The sequence below is a fragment of the Providencia alcalifaciens genome, assembly GCF_020271745.1.
In the GTDB taxonomy this organism is placed as follows: domain Bacteria; phylum Pseudomonadota; class Gammaproteobacteria; order Enterobacterales; family Enterobacteriaceae; genus Providencia; species Providencia alcalifaciens_B.
On sequence record NZ_CP084296.1, the window covers coordinates 3,634,095 to 3,652,627 of the forward strand.

Below are 18,533 nucleotides of genomic sequence, written 5' to 3' on the forward strand. Positions count from 1 at the left end.
CTAAAAAGGGATGCTAATTTAGCACCCCTTTTTTCTTAATGACTCTCTTTTCTAGCCTTCTGCTTTTTCTGTTGTCTCACTATCACTCAAATCTTGTGGCCACACGTTAATCACCGCTTTGATTAAGGTTGCTAGCGGGATAGCAAAAAACACCCCCCAGAATCCCCATAATCCGCCGAAAATGACCACTGACAAAATAATCACTAATGGATGTAAATTCACCGCTTCAGAATACAACAGCGGTACGACGATGTTACTGTCTAACCCTTGGATCACCAGATAAACAATAAACAGTGACCAGAACTCGGAACCAATGCCCCATTGGAATAATGCGACTAAAACCACCGGAATGGTGGCCGCCACAGCACCGATATACGGAATCAAAACAGAAACCCCAACCAATACGGATAACAGCACTGAATAACGCAGATCAAAATAGGCAAAACCAATGTAGGTACAGACGCCAACAATCACCATTTCCGTAACTTTACCACGCAAATAGTTAGTAATTTGCTGATTCATCTCTAGCCAAACTTTACTGACTAACAGGCGATTTTTCGGTAACAGTTTTAAAAAACTTTTTGCGATTTTTTCTTTATCTTTTAATAAGAAAAACATCATCAGTGGCACTAAAACCAGATAGATTGCTAACGTGAAAATACCAATTAATGAAGCAACTGACGCTTTCACCACAGATTCCGCAACAACTGACAACCTACTGCGCACATTATCTGCCATCATATCAATGATGCCAGCATCAACCAGTGCAGGATATTGCTCCGGTAATCGGCGAGCAAACTCGCTAAAACGATTGACCATGTTAGGTAAATCCGCCACAAGATTAATCCCTTGTTGCCACGCCGTTGGTGCAATAATTAAGATCACCATGGCACTTATTCCAGCAAACAAGGTCAAAATGATGCTCACCGCTAAAACGCGGGATAATCCAAGCCGTTGGAGTAAATGTGTTGGCCATTCAAGTAAATATGCCAAGACAATTGCGACTAATAATGGAGCCAGTATACTGCTGAAGAAAAAAATGACCAGAAAGCCAACAACCAGCAAACTAAACAATGCAACTGCTTGCGGGTCAGCAAAGCGCCGACGGTACCATTGTAAAAACATTTCTAACATTCATTGGCTCCTGGGAATGTAAAACAAAGACAGTTCCTAAATTAAAGAAAATTATACCGAATAACAGATTTTGCGATAGCTTTTGCTATCATATCTCCCAATTAATTCGTATTTTCTGTAGGTAATAAGTGAAGATATGCACTATGACTAAAAAATTGAAATATCCACTGCTCGCTATCCTGATATCCGCACTTCTCCATGGTGCTGTATTACCTGCCTATAGTGCTGTTGAAGATACCCTGCCTGATATTGGTACAACTGCAGGAGGAACTCTCAGCATTAACCAAGAAATCATTATGGGTGATGCCATTACTCGTCAAATTCGAGGAAGTACCCCCCTCATTTATGACCCATTACTGACCCAGTACGTGAATAAGCTGGGACAACGTTTAGTGACGAATGCAGATTCTGTCAAAACACCATTTAAGTTTTACCTTGTCAATAACCCGAATATTAACGCTTACGCCTATTTTGGCGGTAACGTGGTTCTTCACTCTGCGCTATTTCGTTATAGCCAAAATGAGAGCCAGCTTGCTTCCGTTATGGCGCACGAAATCTCCCACGTGACTCAGCGCCACCTCGCGCGAATGATGGAAGACCAAAAAGCCACAACGCCATTAGCCATCGCGGGCACTATCGGTTCTCTATTACTGGTGATGGCGAACCCACAAGCTGGTTTCGCCGCATTAACGGGAACATTCGCGGGAGTGCAACAAGGGATGATCAGCTTTACACAAGCCAATGAGCAAGAAGCCGACCGCATTGGTTTACAAACGTTACGCCGCTCTGGGTTTGACCCCCATGCCATGGCTGATTTTATGCAAATCATGTCTGACCAAACTCGCTATATGTCTAAACCGCCAGAAATTTTGCTGACTCACCCCTTACCAGACAGCCGTTTAGCCGATGCCCGTAACCGTTCAAACCAATATCCGAAAGTCCATGCCCCATCCTCATTAGACTTTATGTTGGCACGCGTTCGCATTTTGTCTATGTATAGCCCGGCAGATCAACGCAATGCGCTAGACCAAATCATCGAAAACTACAGTAAAGGCAATGCTCAAGAGCAAATGGCGGCGAAGTACGGCAAAGCATTATTGTTATCTCAAGATAAAAAATACAGTGAAGCGGGCGTTATTATTTCTGAGTTGTTAGCTAAACAGCCTGATAACCCGTGGTTTATCGATTCCATGACAGATATCGATATTGAGCAAAAACAAGTCAGTAAAGCTATCGCTCGCCTGAAAGATGCCTTGAAGAAATCGCCGAAAAATACGGTATTTATTGTTAACCTTGCGAACGCATATGTCAGCAACGGGCAGTATAAAGATGCCACTAACTTATTGAATAAATACACGTTTGATTACCCTGATGACCCTATTGGTTGGGATCTGCTGGCTGAAGCCTCAGCAAAACTTGGGGATCGCAATGCAGAATTGGCGGCGTATGCCGAAGGCATGGCACTGCGCGGTAACTATGACACTGCCATTAATTATTTAAGTGAAGCGAGCCGTAAAAGCCGCTTAGGCAGTTATGAACAACAACGTTTTGATGCGCGAATCGATGAACTCACTCGATTAAAAGAGCGCGATAGCAACGCAAAACCGTAAGGAATAAAGATAATGACGGATTCAATTAAAATTTATCACAACCCTCGCTGCTCCAAAAGCCGTGAAACACTGGCTTTATTGCAAGAAAAAGGCATCACGCCAACGGTGGTTGAATATTTAACGACGCCACCTTCAGTGGCTGATATTGAAAAATTACTGAAGATGCTTGGATTCACTGATGCTCGTCAGTTAATGCGCACCAAAGAAGATATCTATAAAGAGTTAAAATTAGCGGATAACAGCGTCACTCAAGGGCAGCTTATTCAAGCCATGCATGACAATCCAAAATTAATTGAGCGCCCGATTGTGGTAAACGGTAAAAAAGCCAAGTTGGGTCGACCACCTGAGCAAGTGCTAGAAATTTTATAAACAGACTATTTGGCAGTCGATGGGCTGCCAAATTTTTATAATTTGAGAATGTCTTTAACGAAAGGAATGGTCATTTTACGCTGAGCGACAATCGAAGCATGATCAAGCTTATTTAAGATATCAAATAAGGTGCCCATCTTTCTGTCTAACCGTTTTAATACAAACCGGCAAACATCTTCAGGCAATTCAAATCCACGAATACTGGCACGTAATTGCAGCGCACAAATTTTGTCTTCATCACTTAAAGGGTGCAGTTTATAAATTTGCCCCCAATCGAGGCGAGAAGCTAAATCCGGGAGTTTCAAATCAATCTGGCGCGGTGGACGGTCCCCGGTGATGAGTAAGCACGTTCGACCAATTTCTAAAATGCGGTTATACAGATTGAAGATGGCCATTTCCCACTCTTCATCTCCCGCGATGCATTGAATATTATCAATACAGACCAGAGAGAGATGTTCCATACCTTCGAGCACATCGGGCACAAAGTAAGCGCGCTTATCCAGCGGTACATAACCTACAGCAACACCTTGCTCAGACAACTCAGCACATGCCGCATGCAGTAAATGACTCTTCCCGCCCCCTTCTCTTGACCAGTAATAGATATAACTACCATGAGGCTGATTAATCGCCGTTTTGAGCGCAGAGAGTAATCCCTCATTTTCCCCAGCATAGAAACTGGCAAAGGTTTCATCATCAGGAAGAGAAAGTGGTAATGAGAGTTGAGATGGTGTATTCAGAAGCGCCTCTGATTGTACAGTTCAATTAACGCCATTGAGTTTATCATAAATAACAAGAAGAGATGAACAGCCTGACGGTTAATTGCCGGAGCTTTAGCCACTCCGGCAATTTATTTATCTTAATACTGATTTATTTTTTGTTTTCGTCTAAGACTTTCACTTCTGAAGTCACAAACTGTTTTTCTGGGCGAACAAAGGTAATAAAGCGGAACAACAGCGCCATCAAAATACCGACAATTGTCGCCAACGCCATTCCTTTCAGTTCTGCTTGACCAATGTGGATCACCGCGCCACTCACACCGATGATTAAAATCACTGAGGTTAAAATCAGGTTTTGTGGTTTGTTATAATCCACTTTCGAATCAATCAGAACACGAATACCCGAAGCTCCGATTACACCGTACAGTAACAGTGAAACACCGCCCATGACAGGTACTGGCACTAATTGAATCGCTGCCGCTAATTTACCGACACAAGAGAGTAAGATAGCGATAATTGCCGCGCCACCGATGACCCACGTACTGTAGACCTTAGTAATCGCCATTACGCCAATATTTTCACCGTACGTGGTATTTGGTGTCGAACCAAAGAAACCCGATAACACGGTAGAGAAACCGTTTGCGAACATGGAACGATGTAAGCCAGGGTTTTTCATTAAATCGCGCTCAACGATATTCGCTGTCACCACTAGGTGCCCCACGTGTTCCGCAATGACCACTAACGCCGCAGGCAGGATGGTTAAAATCGCGAACCACTCAAAACGCGGTGTATAGAAAGTCGGAATGGCAAACCATGGCGCTTCAATAACCGGTGTAAAGTCAACAATCCCCATGAAGTAGGAAAGTGCGTAACCTGAAAGGAAACCGATTAAGATTGGGATAATCGATAAGAATCCACGGAAAACCACAGCACACAAAATAGTGACCGACAATGTGGTGATTGAGATAATTAAGGTATTTGAATCAACCGCCGCGCCTTCTTTTGGTAACAGCCCAGCCATGCTAGCTGCGGTTTGCGCTAATTCAAGACCAATAACTGCAACAATCGCCCCCATCGCTGCGGGTGGGAACATCACGTTGATCCAGCCGCGCCCGGCCACTTTGACGATCAATGCCACGATACAAAATAGCACTCCGCAGATAATAAACCCGCCAAGCGCTAGCTCATACCCAAGCGGCAGTAAAATTAATACCGGAGAAATAAAGGCGAAGCTCGACCCTAAATAAGCCGGGATTTTGCCCTTACAGATAAATAAATACAGCAGCGTACCGATCCCGTTGAATAATAAAATCGTTGCCGGGTTCACGCCAAACAAAATAGGAACAATAACCGTTGCCCCAAACATGGCAAACAAATGTTGAAAGCTTAATGGAATGGTTTGTAGTAATGGTGGTCTTTCTTCAACACTTATCGTGCGGCGTGTCATGCTCATCATCCTCTTATGCGTCGTGAATATTATTTTTTTATCAAAAAAAAGCCGACTCTTCAGTCGGCTTCATTATTATTTAGTACCAAATATCTTATCGCCCGCGTCTCCTAGACCCGGAACAATGTAACCTTCATCATTTAAGTGTTGGTCAATTGAAGCCGTGTACAATTCAACGTCTGGGTGCGCTGCTTCTAATGCAGCAATACCTTCCGGTGCAGCAACTAAAACTAAGACTTTAATTGAATTACAGCCGGATTTTTTCAGAAGGTCGATGGTTGCAATCATAGAACCACCGGTTGCTAACATTGGGTCTACAATCAGCGCCATGCGCTCATCAATGTTAGAAACTAATTTTTGGAAATAAGGGACAGGTTGTAACGTTTCTTCATCACGGTAAATACCCACTACGCTGATACGTGCACTTGGGATGCTTTCCAATACGCCGTTCATCATGCCAATACCGGCACGTAGAATAGGAACTACAGTGATTTTTTTACCTTTAATTTGTTCAATTTCTACAGGACCACACCAACCATCAATTGTTACTTTTTCAGTTTCTAGGTCAGCGGTCGCTTCATAAGTCAGTAGGCTACCAACCTCTGAGGCCAGTTCACGAAAGCGCTTAGTGCTTATGTCATGATCTCGCATCAGGCCGAGTTTATGTTTAACGAGAGGGTGTTTTACCTCAACGATCTTCATGGGTTTCTCCTACTTTTTTAAAACGTCACCGGACAAAAAAATCGCGGGATTATACCGCTTTTTTCCCTCAATGCCACTAGTATCATCTTGATTCAGGTCAAACAATCATCAATCAGGCGTTATTTGCTTAATTAGTATACACATACTATTTTTTATGGTGTAGGGCGCGAATAAAATCATGCGCTTTGCATCACGACATCACAATTTATTGCATCAAATATTTCAGTCAGAAAGCTATCGCAAACGTTTGCGGAGCCTGATAGAATATCGGCAAATGAAGTTATTTTTTTCCAAAATGCAATTGCCTTGGGGGCCGTAGTGACTGATAAAACCTCTCTCAGCTATAAAGATGCCGGTGTTGATATTGATGCAGGTAACGCATTGGTTGAACGTATCAAAGGTGTGGTGAAAGAAACTCGCCGTCCAGAAGTAATGGGAGGATTGGGAGGGTTCGGCGCACTGTGTGCCCTGCCACAAAAATACCGCGAGCCTGTTTTAGTATCAGGCACTGACGGTGTGGGAACTAAACTACGCCTCGCGATGGACTTAAAACGTCATGAATCCATCGGTATCGATTTAGTCGCTATGTGCGTCAACGACCTGATTGTCCAAGGTGCTGAGCCACTGTTCTTCTTAGACTATTATGCAACTGGCAAGCTGGATGTGGATACCGCTGCAAGCGTGATCACCGGTATCGCGGAAGGCTGTAAGCAGTCTGGCTGTGCATTAGTCGGTGGTGAAACCGCTGAAATGCCAGGCATGTACCACGGCGAAGATTATGATGTTGCAGGCTTCTGTGTGGGTGTCGTTGAGCGCTCTGAAATTATTGATGGCACAAAAGTCAGCGCAGGCGACGCGCTGATCGCGTTAGCCTCAAGCGGTCCTCACTCTAACGGTTACTCATTAGTGCGTAAAATTCTGGAAGTCAGCAAAACCAATCCAGAAACCACGCAATTGGCGGGCAAACCTCTCGCTGACCATCTGTTAGAACCAACCCGTATTTATGTTAAAAATGTCTTAGAATTGATCGCTAAAAACGATATTCATGCCATTGCACACATTACTGGCGGCGGCTTCTGGGAAAATATTCCTCGCGTTTTACCTGACAACACTCAAGCTATCATTGACGGCAACAGCTGGGAATGGCCTGCGGTATTCGAATGGCTGCAACAAGCAGGTGATGTCACCACCCACGAAATGTATCGCACATTTAACTGCGGCGTGGGTATCATCATTGCTCTGCCGCAAACCGAAGTTGAGTCCGCATTAAAACTGCTAACTACGCTAGGTGAAAATGCTTGGCAGATCGGGACAATTGCTGAATTACCTGCGGGTGAAGAGCAGGTTGTTATCCGCTAATGAAAAACATCGTTGTTTTGATTTCAGGCAGTGGCAGTAATTTACAATCGATGATTGATGCCTGCCAACGCCATGAAATCGACGGGCAAATCGTCGCGGTGATCAGTAATAAAAGTGATGCTTACGGTTTGGTTCGCGCACAAGAGGCTGGCATTCCAGCCCTTTGTGTTAGCTCAAAAGCGTTCACCGACCGCCAAGCTTACGATGCTGCACTGTTAGACGCTATCGAGCAGTATCAACCGGATTTAGTGGTCTTGGCTGGGTTTATGCGCATTTTAACCCCTGAGTTTGTGAAACATTTCACAGGGAAAATGCTGAATATTCACCCGTCTTTGCTGCCTAAATATCCGGGGCTGCATACCCATCGACGCGCACTTGAAAATGGCGATAGCGAACACGGCACTTCCGTGCATTTTGTTACCGAAGAGCTCGATGGCGGCCCAATTATTTTGCAAGGGCATGTGCCTGTTTTACCGCAAGACACCGAAGACGATTTGGTTGAACGCGTTAAGCTGCAAGAGCACCTGATTTATCCTCAAGTTATTGCGTGGTTTGTTTCTGGTCGCCTCGTGATGCAAGAGGGTAAAGCCCTGCTCGATGGCCAGCCGTTATCGGCAACGGGTTATCAAGCAAATTAATACGCAGTTAGGTAAGTTTAAATGTATTCGCTCAGATTTGGTTGGCAGGTCTGAGCGAATAACGGATACCTGAGTGAAGTAAACAGACACCCCCAATGATATTAGCCCGAAAGATTATTTAACTCGTTTTCCAGTTTCATCAATGACCTTTTTACCATCCTCTTTAGTAAAAGAGCCTTTCTGAGTTTCGGGTAAAATATCCAGCACAACTTCTGAGGGACGACAAAGAGCTGTACCAAGCGACGTAACTACAATTGGTCGATTAATCAGGATCGGATGCTGGAGCATAAAATCAATCAACTGCTCATCCGAGAACTTGTCTTCATCAAGACCCAATTCCTCATAAGGTTCAACGTTCTTACGCAGCAATGCACGTACAGAAATTCCCATATCTGAAGTTAGTTTGATAAGCTCATCGCGGGTTGGTGGTGCATCAAGATAGTAGATAATGGTCGGTTCGTTGCCACTGTTACGTATCATCTCCAGTGTGTTACGTGAAGTGCCACAGGCTGGGTTGTGATAAATAGTAATGTTGCTCATATCAGTATCTCATTACAAAGTGATAGATAGCCGCCACGCTAGCGCAGCCAGAGTAAAAAATAATACTGGCAAGGTCATGATAATGCCGGTGCGGAAGTAATACCCCCACGTGATTGTCATATTTTTTTGTGCCAGCACATGAAGCCATAATAGTGTAGCAAGACTGCCTATCGGGGTGATTTTAGGACCTAAGTCGCAACCAATCACATTGGCGTAAATCATTGCCTCCTTAATGACACCAGTCGCAGCACTCCCGTCAATCGATAGTGCGCCAATCAGTACCGTCGGCATATTGTTCATCATCGACGACAGAAATGCTGTCAGGAAGCCAGTACCAAACGTGGCAGCCCACAAACCGTTGTCTGCCAGCATATTGAGTACGGAAGAAAGATACTCAGTGAGTCCTGCATTACGTAGACCATAGACGACCAAATACATACCCAGCGAGAAAATCACTATCTGCCAAGGTGCACCACGAAGCACTTTCCCGGTATCAATGGCTTGTCCCCTCTTGGCCACCACTAACAATACCACTGCGCCAACAGCAGCTATAGCGCTGACAGGGATCCCCAACGGCTCCAGAACAAAGAAACCGACCAGCAGGAACAACAGAACAACCCAGCCTGCCCTAAACGTCGCAGGATCCTTAATCGCACTGCTAGGCATCCTCAGCAATGAAACGTCATATCTGGCAGGAATATCGCGGCGGAAGAAAAGATGCAACATGACCAGCGTGGCAGCAATGGCCGCCAGATTCACAGGAACCATCACGGAGGCATACTGCGTAAATCCCAGACCGAAGAAATCCGCTGAAACAATATTGACTAGGTTAGAGACAATCAGCGGTAGGCTAGCGGTATCAGCGATGAATCCTGCAGCCATGACAAATGCCAGTGTCGTCCCCTGACTGAACCCCAGAGCGAGTAACATTGCAATCACAATCGGTGTCAGTATCAAGGCTGCACCGTCGTTTGCAAACAGTGCAGCAACAGCAGCACCAAGCAGGATTATCCAGGTAAACAACAGACGACCGCGCCCGTTCCCCCAGCGGGAAACATGCAATGCAGCCCATTCAAAGAAACCAGATTCATCTAGCAGTAAGCTGATGATGATGACCGCAATAAATGCTGCTGTCGCATTCCAGACGATATGCCAGACGACGGGGATATCATCGAATTGAATCACCCCCGTTCCTAGTGCTAGCACAGCTCCAATACTTGCACTCCAGCCAATACTGAGTCCTTTAGGTTGCCAGATGACTAGAACCAAGGTCAGTATAAAGATACTCCCGGCAAGAAACATTTCCAGATTCCTTTATATATGTTTAAGTGTATGTAATTAAACTTATCAGCAAGAAGTACATGCAGATTTTTTCAGGCGTTCACGTATATCATCGCGCAGGCAATGCCATGCCGTCGTTATCGTTTCGCTGGCCCATGCAGGAATGTGGGGTGAGAGACGATAGTGAACCCATTTTCCTTCTCGACGATCTAATACCAGTTCAGCCTCACGCAGGATAGCCATGTGACGAGAAATTTTAGGCTGTGATTCTGTCGTAACCGCACATATATCGCATACGCATAGCTCACCCGATTCCCGAAGAAGCATGACAATGGCGAGGCGAGTTTCATCCGATAAGATTTTAAAAAGCTGTACTGGTTGTAGCATTACTTACTCCGTTTATCATGCTTGACACATATGGAATATCATATATGTTTACTGTAAAATTACCACCCCTCTTGTTGGAGAAATAAAACACTTTCCTACCCTGAATGCTTCGATCAATATATTACTAAACGCTTACCGCCCTTTTTATTTCTAATCACTTATTTTCCGCTGTCATCTTCACTTTTTTGGTCTAAACCCACCACCAACCTCCCCCCAACTATTTCCCCTTAAACGAACTAATCTTCGACAAACTCTCCCTCACCCTGCTTTCTGTCATTATTTTATTGCAAATAAGTGGTATCCTTATTAACGCGCTAAGTAATTAATTTTCTAGTTGATACTTTCGCCTTAAATAGTTTTATAATTAACAACAATCGAGGTGTTTTATGACGACCGGGCAAGCTCATCTGTTTAGATTGCGCCCACTTGAGCGTGAAGATTTAGCTTTCATCCACCAGCTGGACAATAACGCCAATATTATGCGTTATTGGTTCGAAGAACCTTATGAGGCATTCGTTGAGCTCAGTGATCTTTACGATAAGCATATTCATGACCAATCTGAACGCCGCTTTATTGTCGAATCTGACAGTGAAAAAGTCGATTTAGTCGAGCTGGTTGAAATTGATTATGTTCACCGTCGTTCTGAATTCCAGATTATCATTGCACCCCGCTACCAAGGCAAAGGGTATGCAAGCCGCGCTGCAAAACTGGCAATGGATTACGCCTTTTCAGTGCTCAATTTGTACAAACTTTATCTGATAGTCGATAAAGAAAATGTCAAAGCTATCCATATTTATAATAAACTCGGCTTCCACACAGAAGGCGAACTGATTGATGAGTTTTTTGTTAATGGGCGCTACCACACCGCAATCCGTATGTGTGTGTTCCAGCACCAATATTTTGCAATGAAACAGCAGTCTGAAAACGCGTAATATTTCCAAGAATAGCGCTATAGAAGTCAAAGGTGATAATCGGTTTTTATCAGCATTAACCAGCCAAATACGGAGCAACAATGTCCCAAGAACGCCTCTATCATGAAAAAGAGCTCAGCTGGCTCTCTTTTAACGAACGAGTTCTCCAAGAAGCCGCAGATAAGCGGAACCCTCTTATAGAACGAATGCGTTTTTTGGGCATTTACTCCAATAACTTAGACGAGTTCTATAAAGTCCGTTTTGCGGATGTAAAACGTCGCATCTTAATCAATGAAGAGCGCGGTTCCGCCAGCGGTGCCCGTCATCTACTTAAACGAATTCAGTCTAAAGTGGCCAAACAAGAGCAAGAGTTCGACGTTCTCTACAACGACCTACTCCTTGAAATGGCACGTAACCAAATATTCTTAATTAACGAGCGTCAAATTTCACCTCGCCAGCAAATTTGGTTACGCCAATACTTTCGTCAAAATCTACGCCAACACATCACGCCGATTTTAATCAATCGTGATACCAACTTAGTGGAATTTCTGAAAGACGATTACACCTACCTCGCCGTTGAGATTATTAATGGTGCTGAAGTGCAATACGCCTTATTGGAGATCCCATCGGATAAAGTCCCGCGTTTTGTGAATCTCCCACCAGAGATGCCAAAGCGTCGCAAATCAATGATTTTGATTGATAATATCCTTCGCTACACCCTTGATGAAATTTTCAAAGGCTTCTTTGACTACGATAAGCTCAACGCTTATTCCATGAAAATGACCCGTGATGCGGAATATGATATCGCCACGGAAATGGAATCTAGCCTGCTAGAAATTATGTCATCCACGTTGAAACAGCGTTTAACGGCTGAGCCGGTTCGCTTTGTTTATCAACGGGATATGCCCGATGAAATGGTCGCCCTGCTACGAGAAAAACTGGGGTTATCGAGTGATGACTCGGTGATTGCCGGTGGCCGTTACCATAATTTTAAAGATTTTATTAACTTCCCGAATGAAGGAAATAAAAACTTACTCAACAAACCGTTACCGCGTTTGCGTCACCGCTGGTTTGATAATTTCCGTAACGGATTTGATGCTATCCGTGAGCGCGATGTGTTGCTCTACTACCCGTATTACACCTTCGAGCACACATTAGAATTACTGCGCCAAGCGTCGTTTGACCCGAATGTATTATCCATCAAAATCAATATTTACCGCGTGGCAAAAGATTCTCGCATTATCGACTCTGTGATCCACGCAGCTCATAATGGTAAAAAAGTGACCGTGGTGGTGGAGCTGCAAGCGCGCTTTGATGAAGCCGCCAATATTCACTGGGCAAAACGTCTGACTGAAGCGGGCGTCCACGTTATTTTCTCCGCGCCGGGGCTTAAAATTCACGCCAAGCTGTTTATTATCTCCCGAATGGAAGAAGGCCAAATTGTTCGCTATGCCCATATCGGTACCGGTAACTTTAACGAAAAAACCGCGCGCCTCTACACCGACTACTCATTACTCACCTGTAATGAGCAAATCACCAACGAAGTGCGCCGCGTATTTAGCTTTATTGAAAACCCGTATCGCCCTGTGACTTTCGATAATTTGATGGTATCTCCGCAAAATACACGCATCAAAATCACTGAATTAATTGACCAAGAAATTGCGAATGCTCAAGCTGGATTACCTAGTGGCATCACACTGAAAATTAATAATTTAGTCGATAAAGAACTGACCGATAAGCTCTACGATGCGTCTAATGCGGGCGTTAAAATTCGCTTATTAGTGCGTGGCATGTGTTCACTCGTCTCAGGGCAACAAGGCTATAGCGAAAATATCCAAGTCACCAGTGTGGTGGACCGATTCTTAGAGCATGACCGCGTTTATGTCTTTACCAACGCCGGTGATGAAAAAGTCTTTATCTCCTCGGCCGACTGGATGACCCGTAACATCGACTACCGTATCGAAGTCGCCGTTCGTTTGCTGGATCCGCGACTTAAACAATTGGTTTTAGATATCCTGGAATTACAGTTCAGTGATACCGTCAAAGCCCGCTTTGTTGACAAAGAACTCAGTAATCATTATGTTCCTCGCGGCAATAAGCGCAAAATTCGCGCTCAATTAGCCGTTTATGAATTTTTAAAAGCACTCGAAATGCCAGAAACAAGAGCTTGATACTATGCCAATTGCCAGTTCACCTACCCCAAGACCACAAGAGATTGCCGCGATTGACTTGGGTTCAAACAGTTTTCATATGGTTATTGCGCGTATTGTCAATGGAGCACTACAAGTTCTAACCCGTTTAAAAAAACGTGTTCATCTTGCTGATGGGCTGAGTGATACCAATGAACTCAGTGAGGAGGCGATGGAGCGCGGCTTGGCGTGTTTATCGCTATTTGCTGAGCGTCTACAAGGTTTTACTCCCGATAACGTCTGTATCGTTGGCACCCATTCATTACGAGTCGCCACCAACGTTGAAGAGTTTCTACGTCGTGCCAAATCCATTATTCCCTACCCGATTGAAATCATTTCAGGGCAAGAAGAAGCCCGCTTGATTTTTATGGGTGTTGAACACACTCAGCCAGAAAAAGGACGCAAACTGGTTATCGATATTGGCGGCGGATCCACGGAGCTGGTGATCGGTGAAAAATTTGAACCGATTTTAATTGAAAGCCGCCGTATGGGCTGCGTTAGCTTCGCGCGTCACTATTTCCCTAATGAAACGATTTCCCCGGAAAATTTTAATCGCGCTTATTTAGCCGCCTGCTTAAAACTGGAAAGCACCGCGACCCTATTTAAAAAGCAAGTCTGGGACGTCGCAATGGGGGCATCCGGCACCATTAAAGCTGCACATGCTGTGATTATTGAGATGGGCGACCGTGATGGGATTATTACCCGCGAACGCCTCGAAAAAATCAAACAGCTGGCACTGAAGCATAAAACATTTCGTTCATTAGAAATTCCAGGACTTTCTTCTGATCGCAAACAGGTTTTTGTACCCGGTTTAGCTATCTTAATTGCGGTATTTGATTCCCTCGAAATCAAAGAGTTACGGCTCTCAGACGGCGCCTTACGTGAAGGTGTTCTCTATGAAATGGAAGGTCGCTTTCGCCACCAAGATATTCGCCAGCGTACCGCATTAAGCCTTGCTGAGCACTATAATATCGACCGTGAACAAGCCAAACGGGTTTTGAAAACCATGGAAGAGCTGTATTATCAGTGGCGCCAACAGAACCCTAAACAGGCCAACCCACAATTAGAATCCATTTTAATTTGGGCGGTGATGCTGCACGAAGTGGGATTGAGCATTAACCATAGTGGTATGCATCGTCACTCCGCTTATATCTTACAAAACACCAACTTACCGGGGTTTAGCCAAGAGCAGCAGTTACTATTAGCTACGTTGGTTCGTCATCATCGTCGCGCCATTAAATACGATGAAATACCTAAGTTTAATTTGTTTAAACGTAAACAATTTATGCCGTTGATTCAGATTTTGCGCTTATCCATTTTGTTGAATAATCAGCGCCAATCAACGACGACACCTTCGTCTATGCGCATTGAAACCGACGAAGGTCATTGGACACTTTTCTTGCCTGCACAGTATCTCGCCCACAATGCGTTAATGCTGCTCGACCTTGAAAAAGAGAGTCGCTACTGGGAAGAGGTTCCAGGCTGGAAACTCACCATTTGTGCAGAAAATGAGCCGTAGGCTTATGTCACTCAGAAATGAGCATGACTTAGAAAATAGAAACAAAAAATAATGATTTGCGGTCAGTGTTGTTTTGTTCTTCTTATTCAAAATATGAACAAATTTGATATTTTTTTGGGATCAGCGACAATACTGAGTAGAAGTTTCGTCACCTCGCAGGCGAATTAATTTAAAGCGCTTCAGCGCCGAATGGTTTAAGGATTAACATGTCACAAACTGCTTTTTCAACTGATGCGGCACCAATAATCAATCCGCATTCACAAAGACTGGCGTACATCCGCCAGCAAATACTGACGTTATTCATGGAAGACGAAGAGTTTGTCCACGCTCTTGTCGAAAAAGACCAACACGTCAGTATGGATGATAAAGCATTCAGTGAAAAAATTAGCACAGTTAAAGAACTGCTTGTTGACCTCCACACCGCGGATATCGCCGATATCCTTGAAATGCTACCGTACGACGAGCGTCTCGCACTTTGGCGCTTAGTTGATAACAACGAACGCGGTGAAGTATTGGTGGAAGCCTCCGTATCGGTGTGGGATAGCCTGATTAAAGATATGTCAGACCGAGAACTGCTGCGAGCGGTTGCCGGCTTACATGTTGACGAACAAGCGTATATCGCCGAGCACTTGCCCCGCGATACCATGCGCCGTCTTCTCACCTACTTAGACCCAAGCTTACGCAGCCGCATTCGTGAAGTTCTCCAATACGCCAAAGACAGCGTTGGGCAGATGATGGATTTCGAATTCGTCACCGTGCGTTCAAATATCACCCTAAAAACAGTGCAACGTTATCTACGCCAACGAGGAAAAATTCCTGAAGCAACAGATAAAATTTTCGTTGTCGATAAAAATAATTATCTGCAAGGTGAATTACCGCTGACCACCATTTTGATCCAACCGCCAGAACGTATTGTGGCCGACGTGATGAAAACCGATACCGTCACCTTCTTACCCGATGAAAAAGGGGAAGATGCGGCGAGCGCGTTCGAACGTTACGACTTAATTTCTGCCGCGGTTGTAGACAGCAACGGTTTGCTGATGGGACGCCTAACCGTTGAGGACATCGTTGATAATATCAGCGAAGAAAACGACAACAGTATCCGCCGTATGGGGGGATTAAGCCCTGAAGAGGACGTATTCGCCCCTGTTGGTCAAGCCGTTAAAACCCGTTGGACATGGCTTGCCATTAACCTGTGTACCGCTTTCGTTGCTTCCCGTGTTATCGGTGTGTTCGAAGATACGATTTCACAGTTAGTTGCCCTCGCAACATTAATGCCAATCGTGGCGGGTATCGGTGGTAATACCGGTAACCAGACCATTACGATGATTGTCCGTGCCATCGCTTTACACCAAATCCAGAACGGTAGCTTCTCCTTCCTGATGGTCCGAGAGCTTGGGGTCGCCTTTATTAACGGGGTGGTTTGGGGTGGTATTATGGGCGTTGTCACCTATCTCCTGTATGGGGATCTCGCTATGGGCGCCGTAATGACCCTTGCGATGGTGCTCAACCTCTTGATGGCTGCCATCATGGGTGTCCTGATCCCATTAATTATGATTAAGATGGGTAAAGACCCTGCTATCGGTTCTAGCGTGATGATCACGGCAATCACAGACACTGGCGGTTTCTTTATCTTCTTAGGGTTAGCTACCCTGTTCTTAGTTTAACTGCCTACCCGCATACCTTAAGCTAGGTGTGCGGGTTTATAAAAACCTGTCATTTACTGCAAAACCTCTCAATCCCACCAAAATAGAAATAGTTAACAGATCATATCAGCGAGTATTATTTATTTAAATAGCCTTATCCCCTGAAACTTAATTATATTAATTTATTTGTATCTGTTACTCACTCTATTTAATTTCACACTTAATAAATTAGCACCATTATATTTATTGCCTTTTTTTCCATTATTTTGCACCTCAAAATATACAATCGTCTGTAATTACTCGTTTATTAATATCATATCATGACATTCAATTGCCATTTGGAGCAACAAACTTAACATACTAAACTAAATAGAATCTTATGCTTGTTTTCAAGGTGATGGTTTACAGAATATGAAACTTTCTGCTATAAATGAAGGCACGTTATAGATACAGAGTATTACCTTGGTTTATTTTTCCTCGTTTTATCTCTCATATCCTTTGCCAAATAATATTAATTACTTCGCTATTTAACGTACCTATTATTACAAATAACCTCATCGCGCTAATATTGAAATGTTGTGTATTTAGAAGGACAGAATTATGACATCGCAAACAACCAGCCAGCCTGCGGCTAGACCGTTAGGCAAAGAAGATTATAAAACGTTGGGCTTATCCTCTTTGGGTGGCACATTAGAATTTTATGATTTCGTTATTTTCGTTTTTTACGCGAAAATTATCTCCCAGCTATTTTTCCCGGGCGATAATGAATTTCTCGCATTGATGGCGACGCTGGGTCTGTTTGCTGCGGGTTATCTTGCTCGCCCATTGGGCGGCATTATTATGGCTCACTTTGGCGATAAAATCGGTCGTAAGAAAATGTTTACCTTAAGTATTTTCTTGATGGCATTCCCAACTTTTATTATTGGTTTTTTGCCTACATTTGAGACCATTGGCGCCGCTGCTCCCCTGTTACTGTTATTAATGCGTATCATGCAAGGAGCTGCTATCGGCGGTGAAATGCCGGGTGCATGGGTGTTTATTGCCGAACATACTCCAAAACAGCGTTATGGTTTAGGCGTGGGAACATTAACCTCAGGGATCACAGGCGGGATTTTATTAGGCTCTATCGTCGCTATTATCATTGAGCGCTCCTATACCACCCAAGAAGTGCATGATTTTGCGTGGCGTATTCCGTTTATCTTAGGGGGCATTTTTGGTTTTATCTCTGTCTATCTGCGTCGCTTCTTACAAGAGACCCCAATTTTCAAAGAGATGGCAGCTAAAAAAGCATTAACCAAAGAGTTACCAGTAAAAACTGTGGTTAAATCCCATAAACAAGCTTGCATGATCACCGCTGCACTGACGTGGTCGCTGTCTACTGCTATCGTTGTCACCATTTTGATGACGCCAGACGTGGTATTAAAAGGTATTTATGGCATCGACCGTGATATCGCTTTGCAAGCCAACTGTGCTGCAACCTTGACCTTAACCTTAGGTTGTATTTTCTGGGGCTGGTTAGGGGATAAAACTGGAACACGTACGTCGATGACATTATCTTGGGGCGGATTAGCTGTCACGGCTATCTACTTCTATTCCTCATTGTCATCCGATATTTCTGCGAATACCTTGACGTTTAATTACGCATTAATGGGCTTCTTCGTAGGGGCAATTGCGACAACGCCAATTATCAGTACTCGTGCGTTTCCACCAGAAATTCGTTTCTCTGGATTATCCTTTGCGTATAACTTGGCGTATGCCGTATTTGGTGGATTAACCCCAATCTTGACAGGAGCATGGTTACAGCAATCCCATATGGGGCCAGCATACTATGTGGCGGGGGTTTCCTTGTTAGCCGTTGCTGTGGCGTTTATCCCTCTGTCATACAAAGGTTGGACTCGTACCACAGAAGAGGAACGTAACCCTGCAGCAGCATTAAAAACCAGCGTAACTCAATAAAACGAATGAGAACAATGACTCGCCTGTGGCTGTAAAGTCACAGGCTTTTTTATTTCCTTACGAAAAACCGTGCTTTTATCCATAGTTCTTTTCCATTTTTTCATATTTCCTCCATTTTCTTTTGTTCCC

15 protein-coding genes and 1 pseudogene are annotated in these 18,533 nt (G+C 44.2%); 9 read left to right on the forward strand and 7 right to left on the reverse strand.

Annotated features, from left to right (window positions below; genetic code table 11):
- Positions 1-51: 51 nt before the first annotated feature.
- Positions 52-1,134 carry an AI-2E family transporter gene (locus LDO51_RS16720; protein ID WP_225575483.1) on the reverse strand — a complete coding sequence of 361 codons (1,083 nt, stop codon included), beginning with the start codon at positions 1,132-1,134 and terminating at the stop codon, positions 52-54.
- 143 nt (positions 1,135-1,277) lie between these two features.
- On the opposite strand from LDO51_RS16720, the gene LDO51_RS16725 reads away from it, so the two are divergent.
- Complete coding sequence (locus LDO51_RS16725; RefSeq protein ID WP_225575484.1) at positions 1,278-2,744, forward strand: tetratricopeptide repeat protein; 1,467 nt, start codon at positions 1,278-1,280, stop codon at positions 2,742-2,744.
- Positions 2,745-2,756: 12 nt separating this feature from the next.
- Positions 2,757-3,113: an arsenate reductase (glutaredoxin) gene (gene arsC / locus LDO51_RS16730; RefSeq protein ID WP_225575485.1), complete on the forward strand. Its 357-nt coding sequence runs from the start codon at positions 2,757-2,759 to the stop codon at positions 3,111-3,113.
- A gap of 35 nt (positions 3,114-3,148) precedes the next feature.
- Here arsC (LDO51_RS16730) and hda read toward each other — a convergent pair whose 3' ends face one another.
- The 3 genes from hda to upp form a co-directional block, all read right to left on the reverse strand.
- Positions 3,149-3,850 carry a DnaA inactivator Hda gene (hda, locus tag LDO51_RS16735; RefSeq protein ID WP_036953226.1) on the reverse strand — a complete coding sequence of 234 codons (702 nt, stop codon included), beginning with the start codon at positions 3,848-3,850 and terminating at the stop codon, positions 3,149-3,151.
- A gap of 130 nt (positions 3,851-3,980) precedes the next feature.
- A complete protein-coding gene (gene uraA / locus LDO51_RS16740) occupies positions 3,981-5,276 on the reverse strand; it encodes a uracil permease (protein WP_225575486.1) in 1,296 nt (431 codons plus the stop codon).
- 75 nt (positions 5,277-5,351) lie between these two features.
- A complete protein-coding gene (gene upp / locus LDO51_RS16745; RefSeq protein ID WP_006658899.1) occupies positions 5,352-5,978 on the reverse strand; it encodes a uracil phosphoribosyltransferase in 627 nt (208 codons plus the stop codon).
- A gap of 318 nt (positions 5,979-6,296) precedes the next feature.
- Here upp and purM point away from each other — a divergent pair, with 318 nt between their 5' ends.
- Together purM and purN are read left to right on the forward strand one after the other, a co-directional pair.
- Positions 6,297-7,337 (forward strand): phosphoribosylformylglycinamidine cyclo-ligase, encoded by a 1,041-nt coding sequence (gene purM, locus LDO51_RS16750; RefSeq protein ID WP_225575487.1) that lies wholly within the window; start codon positions 6,297-6,299, stop codon positions 7,335-7,337.
- The gene (gene purN, locus LDO51_RS16755; protein WP_225575488.1) at positions 7,337-7,975 is read left to right on the forward strand and encodes a phosphoribosylglycinamide formyltransferase; all 639 of its coding nucleotides are present in this window, start codon (positions 7,337-7,339) and stop codon (positions 7,973-7,975) included. The genes purM and purN overlap by 1 nt, the downstream gene beginning before the upstream one ends.
- Before the next feature lie 114 nt (positions 7,976-8,089).
- On the opposite strand, the gene arsC (LDO51_RS16760) is transcribed toward purN, so the two are convergent.
- From arsC (LDO51_RS16760) to LDO51_RS16770, 3 genes are read right to left on the reverse strand one after another with little or no spacing between them, the layout of a single operon-like run.
- Positions 8,090-8,515, reverse strand: coding sequence for a glutaredoxin-dependent arsenate reductase (arsC, locus tag LDO51_RS16760; RefSeq protein ID WP_225575489.1), 426 nt, complete (start codon positions 8,513-8,515; stop codon positions 8,090-8,092).
- A gap of 12 nt (positions 8,516-8,527) precedes the next feature.
- A complete protein-coding gene (locus tag LDO51_RS16765; protein ID WP_225575490.1) occupies positions 8,528-9,817 on the reverse strand; it encodes an arsenic transporter in 1,290 nt (429 codons plus the stop codon).
- 45 nt (positions 9,818-9,862) lie between these two features.
- The gene (locus LDO51_RS16770) at positions 9,863-10,183 is read right to left on the reverse strand and encodes a metalloregulator ArsR/SmtB family transcription factor (protein ID WP_225575491.1); all 321 of its coding nucleotides are present in this window, start codon (positions 10,181-10,183) and stop codon (positions 9,863-9,865) included.
- A 386-nt stretch (positions 10,184-10,569) separates the two neighbouring features.
- Between LDO51_RS16770 and speG the strand changes: the two genes are divergently transcribed.
- The 5 genes and pseudogenes from speG (at position 10,570) to LDO51_RS16795 (ending at position 18,404) form a co-directional block, all read left to right on the forward strand.
- Entirely contained in the window at positions 10,570-11,115 is a 546-nt protein-coding gene (speG, locus tag LDO51_RS16775; protein ID WP_225575492.1) for a spermidine N1-acetyltransferase, read from the forward strand.
- An 80-nt stretch (positions 11,116-11,195) separates the two neighbouring features.
- On the forward strand, positions 11,196-13,265 hold the full coding sequence (ppk1, locus tag LDO51_RS16780) for a polyphosphate kinase 1 (RefSeq protein WP_225575493.1): 2,070 nt from the start codon (positions 11,196-11,198) through the stop codon (positions 13,263-13,265).
- Between the two features lie 4 nt (positions 13,266-13,269).
- Positions 13,270-14,802, forward strand: a complete 1,533-nt coding sequence (gene ppx, locus LDO51_RS16785) for an exopolyphosphatase (RefSeq protein WP_225575494.1) — start codon at positions 13,270-13,272, stop codon at positions 14,800-14,802.
- Between the two features lie 395 nt (positions 14,803-15,197).
- Positions 15,198-16,469: pseudogene (gene mgtE / locus LDO51_RS16790) on the forward strand (magnesium transporter); the annotation flags it as partial.
- A gap of 579 nt (positions 16,470-17,048) precedes the next feature.
- Complete coding sequence (locus LDO51_RS16795) at positions 17,049-18,404, forward strand: MFS transporter (protein ID WP_225575496.1); 1,356 nt, start codon at positions 17,049-17,051, stop codon at positions 18,402-18,404.
- Positions 18,405-18,533: the final 129 nt, after the last annotated feature.